Annotated in this window: 19 protein-coding genes and 1 pseudogene; 13 read left to right on the top strand and 7 right to left on the bottom strand. The window is 71.3% G+C overall.

Features of this window, described 5'->3' with window-relative positions:
• Positions 1 to 76 precede the first annotated feature (76 nt).
• From LXN57_RS13170 to LXN57_RS13160, 3 genes are read left to right on the top strand one after another with little or no spacing between them, the layout of a single operon-like run.
• Complete coding sequence (locus LXN57_RS13170) at positions 77 to 670, top strand: hypothetical protein (RefSeq protein ID WP_251798347.1); 594 nt, start codon at positions 77 to 79, stop codon at positions 668 to 670.
• Positions 667 to 1314 carry a bifunctional 4-hydroxy-2-oxoglutarate aldolase/2-dehydro-3-deoxy-phosphogluconate aldolase gene (locus tag LXN57_RS13165; RefSeq protein WP_251798346.1) on the top strand — a complete coding sequence of 216 codons (648 nt, stop codon included), beginning with the start codon at positions 667 to 669 and terminating at the stop codon, positions 1312 to 1314. Before LXN57_RS13170 ends, LXN57_RS13165 begins: the two co-directional genes overlap by 4 nt.
• A complete protein-coding gene (locus tag LXN57_RS13160; RefSeq protein WP_251798345.1) occupies positions 1311 to 2237 on the top strand; it encodes a sugar kinase in 927 nt (308 codons plus the stop codon). Before LXN57_RS13165 ends, LXN57_RS13160 begins: the two co-directional genes overlap by 4 nt.
• Here the strand turns inward: LXN57_RS13160 and LXN57_RS13155 are convergent.
• The 4 genes from LXN57_RS13155 to LXN57_RS13140 form a co-directional block, all read right to left on the bottom strand.
• Positions 2234 to 2461: a hypothetical protein gene (locus LXN57_RS13155; protein WP_251798344.1), complete on the bottom strand. Its 228-nt coding sequence runs from the start codon at positions 2459 to 2461 to the stop codon at positions 2234 to 2236. The two genes, LXN57_RS13160 and LXN57_RS13155, sit on opposite strands and share 4 nt — an antisense overlap.
• Positions 2462 to 2550: 89 nt before the next feature.
• Positions 2551 to 3756 carry an RNA polymerase sigma factor gene (locus tag LXN57_RS13150; RefSeq protein ID WP_251798343.1) on the bottom strand — a complete coding sequence of 402 codons (1206 nt, stop codon included), beginning with the start codon at positions 3754 to 3756 and terminating at the stop codon, positions 2551 to 2553.
• Entirely contained in the window at positions 3753 to 4094 is a 342-nt protein-coding gene (locus tag LXN57_RS13145; protein WP_251798342.1) for a YciI family protein, read from the bottom strand. The genes LXN57_RS13150 and LXN57_RS13145 overlap by 4 nt, the downstream gene beginning before the upstream one ends.
• A gap of 141 nt (positions 4095 to 4235) precedes the next feature.
• Positions 4236 to 5261 carry a class I SAM-dependent methyltransferase gene (locus LXN57_RS13140; RefSeq protein ID WP_251798341.1) on the bottom strand — a complete coding sequence of 342 codons (1026 nt, stop codon included), beginning with the start codon at positions 5259 to 5261 and terminating at the stop codon, positions 4236 to 4238.
• Between the two features lie 83 nt (positions 5262 to 5344).
• On the opposite strand from LXN57_RS13140, the gene LXN57_RS13135 reads away from it, so the two are divergent.
• From LXN57_RS13135 to LXN57_RS13125, 3 genes are all read left to right on the top strand, one after another.
• Positions 5345 to 6250, top strand: a complete 906-nt coding sequence (locus LXN57_RS13135; protein ID WP_251798340.1) for an NADP-dependent oxidoreductase — start codon at positions 5345 to 5347, stop codon at positions 6248 to 6250.
• A gap of 279 nt (positions 6251 to 6529) precedes the next feature.
• The gene (locus LXN57_RS13130) at positions 6530 to 8584 is read left to right on the top strand and encodes an N-acetylmuramoyl-L-alanine amidase (protein ID WP_251798339.1); all 2055 of its coding nucleotides are present in this window, start codon (positions 6530 to 6532) and stop codon (positions 8582 to 8584) included.
• 40 nt (positions 8585 to 8624) lie between these two features.
• Positions 8625 to 8990, top strand: a complete 366-nt coding sequence (locus LXN57_RS13125) for a VOC family protein (protein WP_251798338.1) — start codon at positions 8625 to 8627, stop codon at positions 8988 to 8990.
• On the opposite strand, the gene LXN57_RS13120 is transcribed toward LXN57_RS13125, so the two are convergent.
• Positions 8980 to 9582 (bottom strand): TetR/AcrR family transcriptional regulator, encoded by a 603-nt coding sequence (locus LXN57_RS13120; protein WP_251798337.1) that lies wholly within the window; start codon positions 9580 to 9582, stop codon positions 8980 to 8982. The two genes, LXN57_RS13125 and LXN57_RS13120, sit on opposite strands and share 11 nt — an antisense overlap.
• A 26-nt stretch (positions 9583 to 9608) precedes the next feature.
• Between LXN57_RS13120 and LXN57_RS13115 the strand changes: the two are divergent.
• From LXN57_RS13115 to LXN57_RS13105, 3 genes and pseudogenes are all read left to right on the top strand, one after another.
• Positions 9609 to 10682 (top strand): annotated as a pseudogene (locus tag LXN57_RS13115) (CocE/NonD family hydrolase); the annotation flags it as partial.
• A gap of 57 nt (positions 10683 to 10739) precedes the next feature.
• Positions 10740 to 10886: a hypothetical protein gene (locus LXN57_RS13110; RefSeq protein ID WP_221382125.1), complete on the top strand. Its 147-nt coding sequence runs from the start codon at positions 10740 to 10742 to the stop codon at positions 10884 to 10886.
• Between the two features lie 176 nt (positions 10887 to 11062).
• Positions 11063 to 11791, top strand: a complete 729-nt coding sequence (locus LXN57_RS13105; protein ID WP_251798336.1) for a hypothetical protein — start codon at positions 11063 to 11065, stop codon at positions 11789 to 11791.
• On the opposite strand, the gene LXN57_RS13100 is transcribed toward LXN57_RS13105, so the two are convergent.
• The gene (locus LXN57_RS13100) at positions 11780 to 13474 is read right to left on the bottom strand and encodes a glycoside hydrolase family 13 protein (protein WP_251798335.1); all 1695 of its coding nucleotides are present in this window, start codon (positions 13472 to 13474) and stop codon (positions 11780 to 11782) included. The two genes, LXN57_RS13105 and LXN57_RS13100, sit on opposite strands and share 12 nt — an antisense overlap.
• Positions 13475 to 13565: 91 nt before the next feature.
• On the opposite strand from LXN57_RS13100, the gene LXN57_RS13095 reads away from it, so the two are divergent.
• From LXN57_RS13095 to LXN57_RS13080, 4 genes are all read left to right on the top strand, one after another.
• Positions 13566 to 14567 (top strand): glycosyltransferase family 4 protein, encoded by a 1002-nt coding sequence (locus LXN57_RS13095; RefSeq protein WP_251798334.1) that lies wholly within the window; start codon positions 13566 to 13568, stop codon positions 14565 to 14567.
• A gap of 157 nt (positions 14568 to 14724) precedes the next feature.
• Positions 14725 to 15873: a glycosyltransferase gene (locus tag LXN57_RS13090; RefSeq protein ID WP_251798333.1), complete on the top strand. Its 1149-nt coding sequence runs from the start codon at positions 14725 to 14727 to the stop codon at positions 15871 to 15873.
• Positions 15870 to 16964 (top strand): glycosyltransferase, encoded by a 1095-nt coding sequence (locus LXN57_RS13085; RefSeq protein ID WP_251798332.1) that lies wholly within the window; start codon positions 15870 to 15872, stop codon positions 16962 to 16964. Before LXN57_RS13090 ends, LXN57_RS13085 begins: the two co-directional genes overlap by 4 nt.
• A gap of 23 nt (positions 16965 to 16987) precedes the next feature.
• A complete protein-coding gene (locus tag LXN57_RS13080) occupies positions 16988 to 18514 on the top strand; it encodes a glycoside hydrolase family 130 protein (RefSeq protein WP_251798331.1) in 1527 nt (508 codons plus the stop codon).
• Here the strand turns inward: LXN57_RS13080 and LXN57_RS13075 are convergent.
• Positions 18453 to 19094, bottom strand: coding sequence for a response regulator transcription factor (locus LXN57_RS13075; RefSeq protein WP_251798400.1), 642 nt, complete (start codon positions 19092 to 19094; stop codon positions 18453 to 18455). The two genes, LXN57_RS13080 and LXN57_RS13075, sit on opposite strands and share 62 nt — an antisense overlap.
• Positions 19095 to 19109 lie beyond the last annotated feature (15 nt).

The following is a 19109-nucleotide window of genomic DNA, read 5'->3' as shown; positions in this document are numbered from 1 at the left end:
CGAGCTTTGGTCGCCGGGCGGTCACGATCGGCGTGCGGGCTGCGCCCGCCGGGCACGGCGTCGATACCGTTAGCGCGTGTCTGACATCCCGTGGTGGGGACTCCCCCTCATCGCTGCCCTGTTCGCCCTGGCCGGAGCCGCGGCGGTACAGCTCGCGTCCGCTCGCAACGACTATCTGCGCAGCCGCCGGAAGCGCACCCGAAGGTGGTACGAGGAACGCAAGGAGGCGTACGTGTCGCTTCTGTCGGTCTTCGAGCGTGACACCTACCGGCTGCGGGCCGCGTACGACGCCGGCGAGAAGGCGGTGCCCGTCCTCACGTACATGGACGAGGTGGGCCCGGCCCTGATGCAGGTGCGGCTGCTCGCCTCCGGGCCGGTGCGCAGCGCCGCCCTGGCCGTGCACGTCCTTTTGCAGAAGCTGCACGGCCAGATGAACCCGGCCGCCGTGGTCGGGGTCGAGCCGCAGATCCACTTCCGTGAGCTGCTGGCCCAGGTGCCGCTGGTCATGCAGCAGTTCGAGGCGGCCATCCGCGACGAGCTGCGGATCGAGACGGCGCCCCCGTCGCCGCCGGTCGACGGCGAGAGCCGCAACTGGCCCCGGTTGAGACGTCCCGCACGCACCGCACCCCTGGATGGCCGGACCGAAGTGGGGCAGGATCTGAAGGCGTGACCGATGTGAGCGTTCCCCTCGACGCCGTGTCCGCCGCCGTGGTCGAAAGCGGGATCGTCGCGATCCTGCGGGCTCCCACGGCCGACTATTTCGCCGCCGTGGCCGAGGTGCTGGCCGAGAATGGCATCACGGCTCTCGAGGTGACGCTCACCTCCCGGGGCGCTGTCGAGGCGCTGGCCGGTCTGCGCCGCCAGCTGCCGTCATCGGTGGCGATCGGCGCCGGCACGGTGCTCACCCCCGAGGACGCCAAGGCCGCGGTCGACGCGGGCGCCGAGTTCCTGGTCTCCCCCGTGCTCGACCGCGGTCTGATCGCCACCTCGGCCGTCCCGTTCTACCCCGGCACGTCCACGCCGACCGAGATGTACGCGGCCCACCAGGCCGGCGCGCCGCTGGTCAAGCTGTTCCCGGCGGCCGGTCTGGGCCCCGAGTTCCTGCGTAACGTGCGCGGCCCGCTGCCCCAGATCAACGTCATGCCCACCGGCGGCATCAAGATCGAGGACATCGCCGACTGGCTGTTCGCCGGGGCCCGGTCGGTCGGCCTGGGCGGCCCGCTGGTCGGCGACGCGGTCGTCGGCGGCAGCCTCACCGCCCTGGCCGCCCGGGCCCGCCACGCGGTCAGCGCGGTCGCCTTCGCCCGCTCATGACGGGCCTGCTCACCTTCGGCGAGACGATGGGGCTGGTCGCGGCCGACGGCATCGGCACGCTGGCGTACGCGAAGAGCTTCTCGTTCGGCATCGGCGGCGCCGAGAGCAACGTGGCGATGGGCATCGCGCGCCTCGGCGGCGAGGCCACCTGGCTGGGCCGGGTCGGCCCCGACGCCACCGGGGCCCTGATCGCGTCCCGCATCGCCGCCGCCGGGGTGCGCACGCTGGCCATCACCGACGAGTCGTTCACCGGCCTGATGGTGCGCCACCGCCGGTCCGGCGAGTTCGCGCAGGTCGACTATCACCGGGCGGGCAGCGCGGGCTCGCGCCTCTCCCCCGCCGACGTCCCCGCGGCCGAGGTCACGGCGGCCACCATCCTGCACATCACGGGCATCACGCCGGCCCTGAGCGAAACGGCCCGGGCGGCGACGTTCCAGTCGATCGAGACCGCCCGGGCAGCCGGCGTCACCGTGTCCATCGACCTGAACTACCGGGCCAAGTTGTGGAGCCGTTACGACGCCGCTCCCGTCCTGCGCGACCTCACCACCCGGGCCGACGTGGTCTTCGCGTCACCGGCCGAGGCCGAGCTGTTCGTCGACCCGGGCGACGTGCCGGCCGAACTGGCCAAGCTGGGCCCGGCCGAGGTGATCGTCAAGGACGGCGGCGACGGCTGCGTGGCGCTGATCAACGGCGAACGGCACACGGTGCCGGCCCTGCGCGTCACCGTGGTCGACCCGGTGGGCGCGGGCGACGCGTTCGTGGCCGGCTACCTGGCCGACCGGCTGGCCGGGGCCGCCCCGGCCGAGAGGCTCACGACGGCGATCAGAGCCGGGGCGTTCGCGGTGACCGTCCCGGGCGACTGCGAGGGCGCCCCCACCCGCGCCGAACTGGCCGCCCTCACGGGCGACGACGTCCGCCGTTAGCGCTTCGCGGCCGCGCGGGCCAGGCGCTTGCGTTCGCGCTGCTCACGGGTGTAGCGCTTGCGATTCTCGAGGTCGCGCTTCCACTGCTCGCGGGCGCCCTCGTCGCAGCCCTGCACGGCGTTCTTCGTCTGGGCCGGCCCGATCATCGAGCGGAACCACATGTCGTCGAACGTCTCGTGAATCCACTGCCGGAACCGGCCGCGTCCCTCGGCGTCCTTCGTCATCTCCGCGCCCTCCCGAACCGACATAGTTGCCACACAAATCATTTGTACCCCAACCATCGGCCTGGCGGCAACGAATGTGAGGCGTCCGCCTAGAGACTGCCCCGGCGGGCGGTCAGGAAAGCATGTTCCACCTCGTTGTCGGTCAGCGTGAGGGCCTCGTCGTAGGCGGCAGCGGCCTCGGGGCTTCGACCCAGCAGGCGCAGGAAGTCGGCCCTGGCCGCGGCGAGATAGGCGTACGTGGCCAGGGCGGGCTCGGCCGTCAGCGGCGCCAGCGCGTCCAGCCCGGCCTGGGGGCCGTCACGGAAGCCGACGGCCACCGCCCGGTTGAGCGCCACCACGGGCGAGTCGCCGGTCAGACGGAGCAGAACGTCGTACAGGCTGACGATCTCGGGCCAGTCGGTCCGCTCCCAGGACGGCGATTCGGCGTGCACGGCGGCTATCGCGGCTTCCACCGCGAAGCGGGTCGGCGCCTCCCGGCGCAGCGAATCGGTCAGCAGGGCCACACCCTCGGCTATCTGCGGATGGTTCCACCGGCTGCGGTCCTGGTCGGGCAGCAGCACGAGGGCGCCCGAGGCGGAGACCCGGGCCGCGGACCGGGCATCGGTCACCAGCAGCAGCGCCAGCAGGGCGGCGACCGCGGCGGACCTGGGCATGAGCAGGTGCAGGGTCCGGGCCAGGTGGATCGCGCTCGCGGTGAGGTCGGCGCGGATCAGGACGGGGCCGATGGGTGCGGTGTGCCCGGTGGTGTAGAGCAGGTGCACCACCTCGAGCACGGGGTCGAGGCGGGACCCCATCTCGTCGGGGTCGGGCGTCCGGTACGGGATGCGGGCGGTGACGATCTTCTTCTTGGCCCGGGTCAGGCGGGCCGCCATCGTGGGCTCCGGCAGCAGGAACGCGCGGGCCACCTCGTACGTGGAGAGCCCGCAGACGAGGCGAGCGGTGAGGGCCACCTGGGCCTCGCGGGACAGCGCGGGGTGGCAGCACGTGAAGATCAGGCGCAGACGGTCGTCGCCGGGGCCGTCGGGCGGGGTGACCAGCAGCGGCAGCCGGCGGCGGAAGGCTGCCTCGCGCCGCATCTCGTCGAGCGCCCGGTTCCGCGCGACCCGGGTGAGCCACGCTCCGGGCCGGCTCGGCACGCCGTCGCGGGGCCAGACGGCCAAAGCCTGCGCGTACGCGTCCTGGGTGCATTCCTCGGCCAGGTCGAGATCCCGGGTGACGCGCGCCGTCGTCGCCAGCACCTGAGCCCAGTCGCGGCGGTGGGCCTCGGCCACCGCCGCGACGATCCCGGCCGTCATCCGTGGTCGACGACCGGACGGATCTCGACGCCGCTGTGGGTGGCCCGCACCTCGGGCAGCAGCTTGGCCAGGGCCAGCACCTCGTCGAGGTCGGCCGCCTCGAGCAGGTAGAAGCCGCCCAGCGCCTCCTTCGTCTCGAGGAACGGGCCGTCGGAGGTGACGGACCCGCGCAGCGTCGTGGCGGTCGGCGCGGGTTCCAGCTCCTGCCCGCCGATGACGCGGTCGCCCGCCGCGGCCCGGAACTCGGCGTGAGCGGCGTCGTGTGCCCGTCGCTCCTCGCCGGTCAGCGCCTCCCACTGTGCGGAGTCGCCGTAGATCAGCAGGGTGTACTTCGGCATGTCGGTTCCTTCCGTTCTTCGCTGTCATTCCACCGACGAACGCCGCCGACCGGAAATCGACAAGCCGGGCCCTGTTCTGCTTCAGACGGTTTCTACCGCAGACGATTCCTACCGCAGACGGTTCCTACCGCAGACGGCTTCTTACCGCAGACGGTAGAAGCGCCAGAAGTCGTTCGGGATGTCGAGCACCTCCGGCGACCGGTAGCCGGCCTCGCGCGCCCAGGCCAGCAGCGTCGGGGCGCGCAGGATGGTGCCGTTGGCGATCACCGGGTCCTCGGCGCGGGTGGCCGGCAGGCAGTGCAGCACGCTGAACGCGTACTGGAGCCGCTCGATCTCGCCGGCCGGGGCGGTGAACTCGTCGGCCACCCGCTCGTCGCCGATGAAGACGCTGCCGCCGGGCGCCAGCCGGGGGCGGACGGCGCTCAGCACGCCGACCGGGTCGCCCATGTCGTGCAGGGCCTCGAAGATGGTCACCAGGTCGTACTCCCCGTCGATCCGGGTGGCATCGCCCAGCGTGAAGCTCACCCGATCGGCCACACCGGCGGTGGCCGCGGCCGCCCGCGCTTCCGTGATCGAGGCCTCGTCCAGGTCGATTCCGCGTACGGTGATCGCCGGGTAGGCCAGCGCCAGCGCCACCGACGAGCGGCCGGCGCCGCAGCCCAGGTCGAGCACCCGCGCGCCCGGCGTGGTCAGCAGTCGCGCCTCCACCTCGGGCAGGGCCGGCAGCCACTCCGCGGTGAGCAGGTGGTCGAACATCGGCTGGTTGAACGCCGCGATGCCGTGCCGGATGTGCTGCCCGTAGTCGGAGTACGGAATGCCCGCGCCGGTGCGGAACGCCGCGACCACCAGCGGAAAGACCATCCCCAGCCCGGCCGCGAACTCCCCCGGGCCACCCTCGTCGAGCAGCACCTCGGCTGCCCCCGCGGCCAGCGCGAACTCGTCGCCGTCGACCGTGAGGAACCCGGCCGCGGCCTGCTGTTCCAGCCACTCCCGGGCGTATCGCTCGTCGATCCCGGCCGTCTTGGCCAACTCCGCGGCGCTTGCCGGCCGGTCCCGCAGCGCGGCGTAGAGGCCCAGCTCACGGCCGAGTTCCACGGTCAACAGTTCGGTCGCGCCGACCAGCGCGGTCAGGAGTCGTCCGCTCAGATTCTCTGCTTCAACAGTCATGCCCACCACCCTCGGCCCCCGCGCGTGCAGTCCGCGTGCAGCGCCCTTGACCTCAACCTGAGTTCAGCTTGCAGACTCGCCGCATGAGAGCAGCCGTGTTCGACAAGTTCGGTCCGCCCGAGGTCCTGCACGTCGTCCACGTGCCCGATCCGCAGCCCGGCCCGGGCGAGGTGCGGGTCCGCGTGCTGGCGGCCGGTGTTCAGCCCTTCGACGTCGCCGTCCGCCGGGGCCACATGCCGTGGGCGAAGATCCAGTTCCCGCAGACCATCGGCCAGGAGTACGCGGGCGTGATCGACGCCGTCGGCGAAGGTGTGCACGAGTTCGAGCCCGGTGATCCCGTCCTGGGCTCGACGATGCTCAACGGCGCCGCCGAACTGCTCTGCGTCGCCGCCGAGAACGTGGTCCGCAAGCCGGCCACGCTCGACTTCCCGACCGCCGCCGCCCTGGTCGCCGCGTCCCAGACCGCGAGCGGGGCGCTGCTCGAACTGGCCGTCGGTGCGGGCGACGTCCTGCTGGTCCACGCGGCCGCGGGCAGTGTGGGCACCGTGGCCACCCAGTTGGCCCGCCTCGCCGGCGCGAGCGTGATCGGCACGGCGAGCCCGCGCAACCACAACCGCCTGCGCTCCCTAGGCGCTGTTCCCCTGGACTACGGCGAAGATCTGGTCCGGGCCGTACGCGATCTCGGCCTCCAGCCGACAGCCGCGCTGGACGCCGCCGGCGGCGAGGCGATCGCCCAGTCCGTCGGGCTGGGCATCCCCCGTGACCGCATCGGCACGATCGTCGACGACAAGGCCGCCGCCGACCACGGCACCCGCGTCGTCCGGGCCGGCCGCGACCCGAAACGCCTGGCCCACGTGATCGATCTGGCCGCCCGGGGCGAGCTGCTCATGCCGGTGCAACCCTTCCCGGTGGACGACATCGTCGAGGCCCACCGCGTGGTCGAGTCCCGCCACAGCGACGGCAAGGTCGTGCTGCTGCTCGCCCCCTGACGAGAGCGAGCGCGGGCCGGCTATCCGCGGGCGTCGACGAAGAGCGCCAGGCCGACGCAGGAGCCGCTGACACACGGGCCGGCTGCGAATGCCCCAGCGTGGGTGCCGGCACTCGTTACGCGAGTGACTCCGCCGGGGAAGCGGAACACGCCGGACGTTCGGACAGATTGTCGAGCTGTTCGACGGAATTGTCCGGCTTGGTTCGTGATTCCCGGGACGGCCGCGGGCACCGGCGGCAATGGTGGCACGGGATCGATCAACGAGGCCACGGGGGACCACGTGTCACGGAATCGGACAGTATTCTGCGCTGCCGCGGCGCTTCTGACCATGGTGGCCGGCGGCAGCCCGGCAGCGGCGACGGCTGGTGAGCAACGGCAACCCGCAGGGGTCGCCGCCAACCCCGTCTTGCAGACGGTCGCCCTCAACGGCGGCGCGAACACGGCACAGGCGTCCATCAAGCCGTTCAGCCTGGTCGGCGTGACCTGGGCCGATCCGGCGGCCCGCGTCGGCGCCCTCGTTCAGGTGCGCACCCGTGCGCTGGACACCCGGCGGTGGTCGCCGTGGCAGACGCTCGAGACGGACGGTCGCGCCCCGGCCGACGTACGCGGCTCGTCCGACCCGCTCTGGGTCGGCCCCTCGGACAGCGTTCAGGCCCGGCTGACCGGCGCCCGCGGCCCGCTTCCGGCCGGGCTGCGCATGGACCTGATCAACCCCGATGCCGGCACCGACACGAGCTCGCGCGACGGCCGGGCCCAGGACGCCGTCACGCCGCGGCGAGCCGAGACGGCCACGGCCGGCGAAACCACCGCCGCCGGCCGAGCCGCCGTGCCGCTGCCCCCACGGCCGGCCCCGCGCGTGGTGACCCGGGCCGGTTGGCGCGCCAACGAGGCCATCGTCAAGGGACCGCCCGAATACACCGGCCCCACACAGGTCTTCTTCGTGCACCACACGGCCACCGGGAACGGTTACAGCTGCGCCCAGTCGGCCGGCATCGTCCGCGGCATCCAGGCCTATCAGGTGCGGAGCCGGGGGTGGGACGACATCGGCTACAACTTCCTCATCGACAAGTGCGGGACCGTCTTCGAGGGGCGCGGCGGCGGGATCGGGCGCACCGTGCTCGGCGCGCACACACTCGGCTTCAACGCGAACGCCAGCGCCATCGCGGTGATCGGCTCCTACGGCGGCCGGGCCGTCTCCACCCGGGTCCGCACGGTGATCGCTGCCATGGCGGCCTACAAGCTCGGCGCGTACGGAAGTCCGCCCGCCGGACAAGTGGTGGTCACGTCCGGCGGGAGCGAGCGCTTCCCGCTGGGCCGCAAGGTGCCGCTCTTCCGGATCTCGGGGCATCGCGACGCGGGCCAGACGGCCTGCCCGGGCAACGCCCTCTACGCGCAGCTTCCGTCGATCCGGGCGATCGCCGGCGCCGCCCCGGCCGGGCTGCGGATGATCGGCATGGGTGGTTCGGCTCGCGCCGGCAATTGGTACTTCACCAAGGGCGTCATCCAGCCCGCCTGGTCGGTGACCACTCCGCTCGGCCTGATCAACCGGTTCGAGGTGTGGGTGGACGGCGTGTTGCGCGTCGCCACGCCGGCCGGCAGGCGGTCGGTCCCGGTCCGGCTGACACCGGGCGGGCACACCGTCACCGTGCGGGCGCTGCATCTGTCCGGCCGGTCGACGGTCGTGAACAGCCGGGTCTTCGCGGACACGAGCGCACCGGTCTTCAGCCGCGAGCCGGACTTGGCGCTGCGGCCCGGCACCGTCAACCTGGGTGCGGTGCCGATGCACCTCGACTGGACCGTCCGCGACAACGCCAGCCTGGGCTCGGTGCGACTGACCCGGCCCGCGACCGTCAATCTGGGCGTCACCGCTCGCACCCGCAACGTCGGCGCTCCGGCCAACCGGCCGGCCACGTTCACCGTGCGCGCCACCGACCGGGCCTTCAACTTCGTGAGTGCCTCGGTCACCCGTACGCCCGTGGTCGTCTCCGAATCCGGGGCCCAGCGCAGCGGGACGTGGCGGCCCCTGCGCAACAGTTCCTACCTCGGCGGCACGGCGGTCGGTGGCAGCGTCCGCGGGACGAGCGCGTCGTGGCGGTTCAGCGGCAGTTCGGTCGCGCTGGTGCTCAGCAAGGGCCCGCGCGCCGGCCGGATCGGGGTGTTCCTCGACGGGCGGCCGCAGGGCATGGTCGACCTGCGCTCGGCGCGCCCGCTGCCCCGCCAGGCGGTCTGGTCGCGCTGGTGGCCGCAGGGCGGCGAGCACACCGTACGCATCGTGGTCGAGGGAACGCCGGGCCGGCCGGGCGTGGCCCTGGACGGCCTGGTCTATCTGAAGTAACTGACAGCAGATGTCAGTCTTGGCGGGAAGGATCGCGTCCATGAGTGGATTCGCAACCCTGGCGATGATCAATTTGGACGCGTCCGACCCGGCCGCGCAGGCCCGCTTCTACGCCGGTGTGCTCGGCTGGGAGATCCTGCACAGCCAGGACGACTACGCGATGATCGGCGACGGCTCGACGAGCATCGGCTTCGGGCGGGTGCCCGGCTATTCGGCGCCCGGCTGGCCGGAGGAGAGCGCCCCGAAGCGCTATCACTTCGACCTGTACGTCGACGACCTGGACCAGGGCGAGCAGCAGGCCCTGGCCCTGGGCGCGACCAAGCCGGACGAGCAGCCCACCCCCGAGCGGTGGCGCGTGCTGCTCGACCCGGAAGGTCACCCGTTCGACATCTGCCTCAAGAGCTGAGGGACCCGATGGCCTGAGACACCAGGCCAGTGATGGTCCACGCGGCGAGCCGGTCGAAATCCGGCTCGCCGCTGCCCTGTCCGCCCTCGGCCAGCACGGCCCCCAGCTGTGGGAAGTCACCGCTGGCGACCGCTTCGCCGATCAGTGCGGCCTGCTCCGGAACGGGCGTGGACCCGGCCAGCTCGGCCGTGACGAAGGTGGCCATCAGTCCGGTGACCAGCGCGACGATCTCGAGCTTGGCCGGCCCGCCGAGACCGGTCGGCTCGAGCGCGGCGAGCCCCTGTTCGAGGTACGCGAGCATGTTGCGCCCGGTCACCCGCCGGTTGGGCAGGGCCGCGGGCAGCCACGGGTGCGCCAGCATGAGCGAGCGCTGGGAACGGGCCAGCGCCAGCAGATCCGTACGCCAGTCGCCGGTGAGCTCGACGGGCGTCCGCGTCGCCCCGACCCGGTCGACCATGAGGTCGACCAGGCGGTCCTTGTCCGGGACGTACGTGTAGAGCGACATCGCCCCGGCACCGATCTGCTGGGCGATGCGGCGCATGGTGACCGCCCCCAGCCCGTCGGCGTCGGCGATCCCGATCGCGGCGTCCACGACCTGGTTGCCACACCGACCCGTACGACTTCTTCTGGGCCAGTGGCGCATTCGGGCTCGAACGGGCGCTGGTCGGTGGCGTCATGCTGAAGCAGGGTGAGGTGACCTCCGGCCAGGCGCTGCGCATCGTGATCCGGATGAGGTTCCGCCTGCGCCGGGCCATCCTCGGACTGCCACTCCTCGACGCCTATCCGCAGGTTTTCGGGGGCCGGCGGCCGGCGCTCGAGGAGTGGCTCACCCATTCCTCGCCGGACTTCTGGCACGAGGCGAACATGGCCGAGGCGGCCGGGGCCATGGAGGTGCCGGTCAGCCTGACGCTCGGCTGGTGGGATCTCAGCCCGGCCCAGGTGCTCGACCAGTACGCCCGGCTGCGCGACGCGGGCCGCGACGTCGACCTGCTGATCGGCCCCTGGACCCACACGTCCGCCCTCGAGAAGGGCTGGGCCGAGGTGTTCGCCCAGGCGATGCGCCGGCTGCGCGGCGAGCCTCCGGCCTATCGCGTACGAGTCCACGTGGGCGGCACGAACGAGTGGCGCGACCTGCCCGGCTGGCCCCCGCCGGACACCCGGGCCGAACGCCTGAGATTCGATTCGCTCACCGCCGAGCGTGGCTGGCGTTTCCGGTACGACCCCGCCGACCCGACCCCGTCGATCGGCGGCCCGCTGCAGTCGTCGACACAGGGCCAGGTCGACAACGCCCCACTGGAGAAGCGCGGCGACGTGCTGCTGTTCACCAGCGACCCGGTCGAGCGGCCACTCACGCTCATGGGCCCGGTGCGGGCCGAGCTGGACGCCACGACGACCGCCGCGAGCGGAGACCTCTTCGTACGGCTGTGTGACGTCGACCCGGACGGCCGCTCGCTGAACGTCTGCGACGGCCTGACCCGCATGACGGGCGAGCCCCGGACGGTCGTCGACATGGGACACACCGCGCATGTCTTCCGCCCCCGCCACCGCCTGCGGCTGCAGGTGAGCGGCGGCGCGCATCCCCGCTTCCTGCGCAACTACGGCACCGGCGAGCCGCCCGGCCGCGCCACCCGCCTCGTGCCCACGGAAACCACGATCGGCGCCGGCTCCGAGTTTGTGTTGACCTTGGTTTAGCCCGCCTCGCAGTGGGGGTACTGGCAGCGCCGCCACCCCCACTATCGAGGAGCTTCCATGTCCATCCAGGGCATCTTCTATCTGATCGCGGTCATCCTGCTCGTGCTGGCCGCGCTGCCCATCTCGTCCCGAGGCATCAGCCTGGCCCTGCTGGGCGCCGCGTTCGCCCTGCTCGCCTTCTCGTGGGACACCATCACCAACTGACCGCCGCAGGCTCGGGCCGGCTCACGGCCCGAGCCGAGCCGCGGCTCCCGTGAGCCCGGCCCGGCTCGACGAGGCCCGTGGATGAATCCGATCGGGGGTGTGCTCTCATGGTGCGCCCCCATCGCGAGAAAGATTCATCCACCGTGTCGATTCATGCCGTCCGATATGGACACCTGGTGACCGCTGCGCTCGTTCTGAGCCTGGCCGCCTGTTCCACTCCTGAGGCAGCCACCGCCCGGCCGGCCCCCAGCGCCTCCACGTCCGCCCCGGTGTCGGTGTCCCCGTCCACCGGTGCGTCGCCAACGGGATCGGGGCCACGCGACCTGAACCCGAAACTCGCGCCCTACTCCACGACGCCGGACATCGGCGAGCCGATCCTCGGCAAGGACGTGGCCAAACGGTTCGGGGCCGCGCGGGTCACGAAGACCTATCAGGACGTCGTCGCCTTCCTGCGAACGGAGAGCTTCGACCTGGATCGGTTGCGGCCGAAGAGCAAGTACGTCGTGTCGGACTTCGCCTCAGTCTCCCGGCACATGATCCCGCCGACGCGCGACCACTGGCGCGACTCAGTTCGCGGGGCTCTCAAAAACAACAAGGACGACGTAGGCGACGTCGAGGTCCTGGCCTTCTGGGACCTGAGCGACAAGACCTACACCTTCGCGAAGACGGGGCCGTACGTTGTCGACGAGAAGGTCGGCCAGTCGGTCCTCTACATCGACGAGGAGACCAACTGGCTGACGATCGCCGTGTCCTACAGCGCGCGGGTGCGGATGGTCCGGGGCGGGGTGACCTACCGGCGTCCGATCACCAAGCAGGTCACCCTCGTCGTCATTCCCGGCGCCGGCAACTGGTTGCTGATCAGCTATCGCGGCTCGTGGAACTTCGGGAAAGCACTACCCGAGTGAGCGCTTGTAGATGACGGCCTGCCACGGCGCCAGGGCCCAGTCCTCGGGCGGCGTCGGCAGGTTGGTCAGCAGCAGTTCGGCGCCGGTCCAGGCTTCGTCCACCTCGGCTCGTACGGAGTCGCCGGAGAAGTTGCCGATCACGAGGAGCTCGGTGTCGTTCAGGCGGCGGGTGTACGCGTACAGCTGCTCGTGGTTGGGCAGCAGCATCGTGAAGTCGCCGTCGACCACGGCCGGTTCGGTGTGCCGCAGGTCGGCCAGCTTGCGGTAGTAGTGGTAGACCGAGTCCGGGTCGGCGTGCGCGGCCTCGGCGTTGATCTCGGGGTAGTTCGGGTTGACCGCGAGCCACGGCGTGCCGGCGGTGAAGCCGGCGTGCGCCGAGGCGTTCCACTGCATCGGCGTACGGGCGTTGTCCCGCCCGCGGGCCCGGAGCACCGTCAGCACCTCCTCGGGTGACCGGCCCTCCAGCTCGACAGCCTGCGCGTACTGGCCGAGGGCCTCGATGTCGCGGAACTCGTCGATCGAGGAGAACGGGTAGTTGGTCATGCCGAGCTCTTCGCCCTGGTAGATGTACGGCGTGCCGCGGTGCAGGTGCAGCACCGTGCCGAGCATCTTGGCCGACGCGACGCGGTGGGCGGGACTGTCGTCGCCGTAGCGGGAGACCGCCCGCGGCTGGTCGTGGTTGTTCCAGTACAGGCTGTTCCAGCCGACCTCGGCCAGCCCGGCCTGCCACCGGTTGAAGATGGCCTTGAGGTTGGTCAGCCGCAACGGCATCAGCAGCCACGGGTCGTCACCGCGGTCGGCCCACACGTGGTCGAACTGGAAGACCATGTCGACCTCGTGCCGGTGCGGGTCGGTGAACAGCTTGGCCTCGTCGACCGTGACGCCGGGCATCTCGCCCACAGTCAGCATCGCGTCGCGGCCGGCGAACACCTCGCGGTGCATCTCTTGCAGGTATTCGTGCAGGCGGGGGCCGTTGATGAAGCCGGCCGAGCCGTCACCGTAGGGCGATCCGGCGGTCAGCCGGCCGTCGGGCAGCGGCACCACCTTGGAGATCATGTTGATGACGTCCATCCGGAAGCCGTCGATGCCCCGGTCGAGCCACCAGTTCATCATCTCGTAGACGGCGTGGCGGACCGCCGGGTTCTCCCAGTTGAGGTCGGGCTGCTTCTTCGAGAACAGGTGCAGGTAGTACTCGCCGGTCTTCTCGTCGAGCTCCCAGGCCGAGCCGCCGAACACCGAACCCCAGTTGGTCGGCTCGGCCCCCGGGGTGCCGGGTTCGAGGCCCTCGCGGGCGGGCTGCCACCAGTACCAGTCACGCTTCGGGCTGTCCTTGCCGGACCGGCTCTCGAGGAACCAGGGGTGCTCGTCGGAGGAGTGGTTCACGACCAGGTCCATGATCAGCTTCATGCCGCGGGCGTGCACCCCGGCCAGCAGCTCGTCGAAGATCTCGAGGGTGCCGAAGACCGGTTCGATGTTCTGGTAGTCGCTGATGTCGTAGCCGTTGTCGTCCTGCGGCGAGGGGTAGACGGGCGACAGCCAGATCACGTCGACGCCGAGGCCGGACAGATGGTCCAGGTGGTCGATGATGCCGCGCAGGTCGCCCATGCCGTCGCCGTCGGCGTCCGCGAAGCTGCGCGGGTAGATCTGGTAAACAACCGCACTCTTCCACCAGAGATCCGTCATAGGTCTTCTCTAACACGAGAACGCCGGATCAAACCGCTGGGCATACTAAGCACGTGTTAACTACCAGCACGAGTGATACGAGGCATTTGTCGTGAAGGTCGCCATGCTGGGGCCGATCGCCTGGCGTACGCCGCCGCTGCACTACGGCCCGTGGGAGCTGGTGACCAGCCTGATCACCGAGGGTCTGGTGGAGCGCGGCATCGACGTGACGCTCTTCGCCACCCTCGACTCGATCACCAAGGCCGGCCTGGACGGGGTGGCGCCGAGCGGATACGAGGAGAACCCCGACCTGGACGGCCGGGTGTGGGAGGCGCTGCACGTCGGACACGCGCTGGCCCGCTCGGGCGAGTTCGACATCGTGCACAACCACCTCGACTGGCTGCCGCTCGCCTTCTCACAGCACTGCGCGGCGCCCATGGTGACGACGATCCACGGCTTCTCGGGCCCGAACATCCTGCCCGCCTACCGCCGTGGCCGGTCGGCGTACGTCTCGATCTCGGACAGCGACCGCTCCGCCGACCTCGACTACCTGGGCACCGTGCACCACGGCATCGACATGAACGGCCTGCCCGTCCACCTGGAACCCCGGGAGGACCTGATCCTGTTCGGGCGCATCCACCCCGACAAGGGCACCGACCTGGCCATCGACATCGCCGCCCGGGCCGGCCGGCGGCTGGTGATGTGCGGAATCGTGCAGGACCGGGCGTACTTCGAGGAGCTGATCGAACCGCGGATCGACGGCGACCGGGTCGTCTATCTGGGTTCGGTCGGACCCGAGGACCGCGGCGCGATCCTCGGGTCCGGGCTGGCGCTGCTGCACCCGATCCGGTTCGCCGAGCCGTTCGGGCTGTCGGTGGTGGAGTCGATGGCCTGCGGGACGCCCGTCATCGCGTACCGGAAGGGGTCCATGCCGGAAGTGGTCGACGAGGGGGTGACCGGATGTCTCGTCGCGAACGCCGACGAAGCGGTCGAAGCCGTCGAGCGGGTGCGCGACCTCGACCGCGCGGCCTGCGCGCGCCGCGCCCGGAACCGGTTCTCGCGCGACCGCATGGTCGACAACTACCTGTCGATTTACCGGAAAATCGTCAGGTGAATGGCCCTTCTTGTTAACGTCGCAATGTGAATTGCGTGTTAATCCGGGCCATTTCCCGGATCTCCGCAATGGCGATTACGCGCGCCCGGCACCGCTTGGCCCGGGTGCGCTGAGCCGTGCTGCGGGGAGGCGTACGCAGAGCGAGAAAGGCCTAGTCATGCCCGCGACGTACGGTTTTCTGAGCACCTACCCACCCACCCAATGTGGTTTGGCGACCTTCAATGCAGCTTTGGCCACGCATCTGAACACGAACGGCGGCTCAGGAGTCGTCCGGCTGCTCTCCTGCGACAGTGTCAGCGGCGGCATCGAACTGGATCGGGGTGCTCCGAGGACAGTGCACACCTGGCACACCGACACCCCGGGCGGCTGGCGGGCCGCGGCCAACGCGCTCAACCGTTTCGACGTGGCGATCCTCCAGCACGAGTACGGCATCTATCCCGGCGACGCCGGCAACGAGGTGCTGCCACTGCTGCGCGCCCTCCGAGCGCCCTCGATCGTGGTGCTGCACACCGTGCTCAGCACGCCCGACCCGCTGCAACGTCAGGTGCTCGAACAGATCGCGGCCACGGCCGACGGGGTGGTCACCATGACTGACACCGCCCGGCAGCGGCTGACAGGCGGGTACGACGTCGACCCGCGCAAGATCTCGGTGATCCCGCACGGCGCGGGCAGCCGCGGCACCGGCCCGCGCGAGGAGCACGACCGCCCGCACCTGCTGACCTGGGGCCTGCTCGGCCCGGGCAAGGGCATCGAGTGGGCGTTGCGTGCGCTCGCGCAGCTCGGGGACCTGAGCCCGGCCCCGGTCTACACGGTCGCCGGGCGTACGCACCCGAAGGTTCTCGAGCAGTTCGGCGACGCCTACCGCGACTCGCTCCGGGCCCTCGCCGCCTCGCTCGGGGTGTCCGACGCGGTGCGCTGGAACGACGCGTACCTGGAGGAGGACGACCTGACCCGGCTGATCCGCTCGGCCGACGTGGTGGTGCTGCCGTACGACTCCACCGAGCAGGTCACCTCGGGCGTGCTGATCGAGGCGGTCGGCGCCGGCATCCCGGTCGTCGCGACGGAGTTCCCGCACGCCGTCGAGCTGCTGGCCGACGGCCCCGGCCTGCTCGTGCCCCACCAGGACCCGGAGGCGATGGCCGCGGCGATCCGGCACGTGCTGGCCGAGCCGGGCCTGACCGGGCGGCTCACCGGCCTGACCGGCGGCCCCACCCTGCGCTGGCCCGCGGTCGCCGCCCGCTACCAGGCCCTGGCCAACGGCCTGCTCGCCACCGGTTCCCCGCTGGCCGCGTCGGTTCCGGCGTGACCACGGCCGCCGGCGGGCTCCGCCTCGTGCCGCCGCCGATCCAGCTCGCCGACGCCCCACCGCCCGACTGGAGTCACGTCGCGCGCCTGTCCGACGACACCGGCTTGCTCGAGCACGCCCGCAACGCGATCGTCCGGCGCGAGCACGGCTACTGCGTCGACGACGTGTCCCGCGGGCTGCTGCTGATCAGCCGCGAGCCGAGGCCTACGGCCCAGCTCGTCGGGCTGGCCGAGCGCTACCTGGCGTTCCTGACCCACGCCCAGGGGCCGAAGGGCGGCTTCCGCAACCGGTTCTCGTTCGACCGGCGCTGGGAGGACGAGCCGTCGGTGGGCGACTGGTGGGGCCGGGCGCTGTGGGGCCTGGGCACCGCCGCCGCGCGCTCGACCGTGCCGTGGATCCGCCGTGAGGCGATGAACGCGTTCCTCATCGGCTGCCGGGAGCGCTCGCCCTGGTCGCGGGCGATGGCGTTCGCCGGGCTGGGCGCGGCCGAGGTGCTGCGGACCGATCCGCGGGCCGTCGCGGCGACCGAACTGCTGGCCGACGCGGCCACCGTGATCGGGCTGCCGTCGAACAAGGAGGCGGACTGGGTCTGGCCCGAGCCCGAGCTCACCTACGCCAACCCGGCCCTGCCCGAGGTGCTGATCGCCGCGGGCGACCTGCTCGGCGACGAGACGCTGCTGCGGTCGGGGCTCAAGATGCTGGCCTGGCTGTGCCGGGAGCAGGACAACGGCGGGCGGCTGTCGGTGGTGCCGGTCGGCGGCTGGCGCCCCGGCGTGCCCAAGCACCGCTTCGACCAGCAGCCGATCGAGGCCGCCGCCACCGCGGACGCCTGCGCCACCGCGGCCGCGGTCACCGGTGACGAACGCTGGGACGAGCAACTGTTCCGGGCAATCGCCTGGTTCCTGGGCGACAACGACGGTCAGAAACCGATGTACGACCCCTTAACCGGTGGATGTTATGACGGACTGACGGCAACTGGTCCTAATGTGAACCAAGGAGCCGAATCCACCCTCGCGCTCGTCTCCACGCTGCAGCATGCCCGCACGCTGGCGACCCGGAGCGCGACCCGACCGTCAGGCGGCCTAGCGTGACCGCAACCATGAATACACAAAACATGATCACCAGACACGACGTCGTCATGCAGCCGGACGGCCGGCGCGTCGTGATCAAGCTGTTCGTCCCGGGCGAGGACTCGCAGACCGTCAAGAACCGGGCGGGCCGTCTGATCGAGCGCATTCTGCAGCTCGACGAGGCCGAGACCGGCCGGCTGCTCGACGACGTGCTGACCCGCTTCGCCGGCCGGCACCACGACCTGCTGGGCACGTTCCAGCACCACTACGACCTGGTGCAGCACCGGGTGCCGCCCGAGTTGGAGCTGTCGCCGACCGCGCGGACGCTGATCGGCGCCTACTTCAGCCACGAGTTCGCGGTCGAGGCGGCCGCGCTCTGCAACCCGTCGATGGTCGAGCACCCCGACCAGGCCGGCCTCGAGCCGGGCGAGCTCAGGGTGGCGATCAGCCTGCGGCAGATCGGCGAGGGGCACATCTCGTCCATCGGGTTCTGCTCGGCCGTCCTCGGCCCCGGCGAACAGCTGCGTGTGGAGGACCGCGGCGGGCCGCTCACGGTCGGGCACCGGATCGATGCCACGCACTGGAAGAACCAGCTGGCGGCGGCGCTGATCGATGCCGAGGTCGACAACGAGGCGTCCTCGTACGTGGTCTCGGTGCTGCCCGAGCGGTTCACCGACGTCGAGTTCGAGGACGTCATCGCGCACGTGCCCGGCGAGCTGCTGGCCCGGCCGCAAGCGCAGGAGACGATCGACCGGATTCGGCACATCGTCTCCGAGGACTACGCGCTCCAGTTCCCGTGCGCGGTGCCGTTGCACCAGCGAGTCATGTGGCCGGCCACGCAGGCCGAGAGCAACGGCATGGAGGACGCGCGGTTCGTGCGCGTGACCGACCCGGACGGGCGGCACGTCTATCAGGCGACCTACACCGCGTACGACGGACGGCAGATCTCGGGCCGGGTGATCTTCTCGCGCGACCTGCGGCACTTCGAGGTGACCCGGCTCAGCGGGCCGGCCGCAGCCAACAAGGGCGTGGCGCTGTTCCCTCGCTACATCAACGGGCAGAAGATGGCGCTCTGCCGCTCGGACGGCGAGACGCTGGGCCTGGCCGTACGCGACGAGCAGCACCGGTGGCAGCAGTCGGTGCCGCTGCTCATGCCGCACCGCGGCTGGGACCTGATCCAGGTCGGCAACTGCGGCTCGCCGATCGAGACCGAGGCCGGGTGGCTGGTGCTGACCCACGGCGTCGGGCCGATGCGGCGCTACGCGATCGGTGCGATGCTGCTCGACCTCGACGACCCGTCCAAGGTGATCGCCGACCTGCCCGAGGGCCTGATCGAGCCGGACGACATCGAGCGCGAGGGGTACGTGCCGAACGTCCTCTACTCGTGCGGCGGGCTCGTGCACGACGGTCGCTTCTGGATGCCGTACGGGGCGAGCGACGTGCGGATCGGTTTCGCCAGCATGCCGCTGGACGCGCTGCTGGCCCGCATGTTGCCGACGGCCCGGAAGGTCAGCGGGCGTCGTGCACCAGCAGGGCGATCTGCACACGGTTCGTCAGCGACAACTTCGTGAAGATCCTCGACACGTACGCCTTGACGGTGGCCGTGCTCATCAGGAGCTCCGTGGCGATCTCCTGATTGGTGCGGCCCTGGGCGATCAGCCGCGCGACGTCGATCTCGCCCGGGCTGAGCCGTTCCAGCGCCGTACGGGCCCGGTCGCGGCCCGGATCGGCGCCGGACACCATGCCGATCATCTTGCGCAGCACCTCGGGCGACATCATCGGCTCGCCGGCCGCCACCCGGCGCACGGCGTCGGCGATCTCGCGCGGCGGGGTGTGCTTGAGCAGGAAGCCGCCCGCCCCGGCGCGCAACGCCCGCAGCACGTGCTCGTCGGTGTCGAACGTCGTCAGCACGATCACCTGGGGCGCGCCGGGGCGGCGGCGCAGCGACTCGGTGGCGCTCAGGCCGTCGAGGCCCGGCATGCGGATGTCCATCAGCACGACGTCGGGCCGGTGGGTGTTGACCGCGGCCGCGACCTCGGTGCCGTCGGTGGCCGCCCCGACCACGTCGATGTCGTCGAACGCGTCCAGCATCATGGTGAGCCCGGCCCGGACCAGGGCGTCGTCATCGACGAGCAGGACCTTGGTCGTCATCTCGCCGCCCCGGCT

Source organism: Paractinoplanes hotanensis, from assembly GCF_023717965.1.
Taxonomy (GTDB): domain Bacteria; phylum Actinomycetota; class Actinomycetes; order Mycobacteriales; family Micromonosporaceae; genus Actinoplanes; species Actinoplanes polyasparticus.
This window is presented reverse-complemented; position numbering and strand designations above follow the sequence as displayed.

Bases quoted from the DNA above. Each gene is read 5' to 3' on its own strand.
- LXN57_RS13080 (WP_251798331.1), top strand. From the start codon at position 16,988: ATGATCACCAGACACGACGTCGTCATGCAGCCGGACGGCCGGCGCGTC.
- LXN57_RS13110 (WP_221382125.1), top strand. From the start codon at position 10,740: ATGTCCATCCAGGGCATCTTCTATCTGATCGCGGTCATCCTGCTCGTG.
- LXN57_RS13150 (WP_251798343.1), bottom strand. From the start codon at position 3,756: ATGACGGCCGGGATCGTCGCGGCGGTGGCCGAGGCCCACCGCCGCGAC.
- LXN57_RS13135 (WP_251798340.1), top strand. From the start codon at position 5,345: ATGAGAGCAGCCGTGTTCGACAAGTTCGGTCCGCCCGAGGTCCTGCAC.
- LXN57_RS13100 (WP_251798335.1), bottom strand. From the start codon at position 13,474: ATGACGGATCTCTGGTGGAAGAGTGCGGTTGTTTACCAGATCTACCCG.
- LXN57_RS13155 (WP_251798344.1), bottom strand. From the start codon at position 2,461: ATGACGAAGGACGCCGAGGGACGCGGCCGGTTCCGGCAGTGGATTCAC.
- LXN57_RS13090 (WP_251798333.1), top strand. From the start codon at position 14,725: ATGCCCGCGACGTACGGTTTTCTGAGCACCTACCCACCCACCCAATGT.
- LXN57_RS13160 (WP_251798345.1), top strand. From the start codon at position 1,311: ATGACGGGCCTGCTCACCTTCGGCGAGACGATGGGGCTGGTCGCGGCC.
- LXN57_RS13125 (WP_251798338.1), top strand. From the start codon at position 8,625: ATGAGTGGATTCGCAACCCTGGCGATGATCAATTTGGACGCGTCCGAC.
- LXN57_RS13075 (WP_251798400.1), bottom strand. From the start codon at position 19,094: ATGACGACCAAGGTCCTGCTCGTCGATGACGACGCCCTGGTCCGGGCC.
- LXN57_RS13145 (WP_251798342.1), bottom strand. From the start codon at position 4,094: ATGCCGAAGTACACCCTGCTGATCTACGGCGACTCCGCACAGTGGGAG.
- LXN57_RS13140 (WP_251798341.1), bottom strand. From the start codon at position 5,261: ATGACTGTTGAAGCAGAGAATCTGAGCGGACGACTCCTGACCGCGCTG.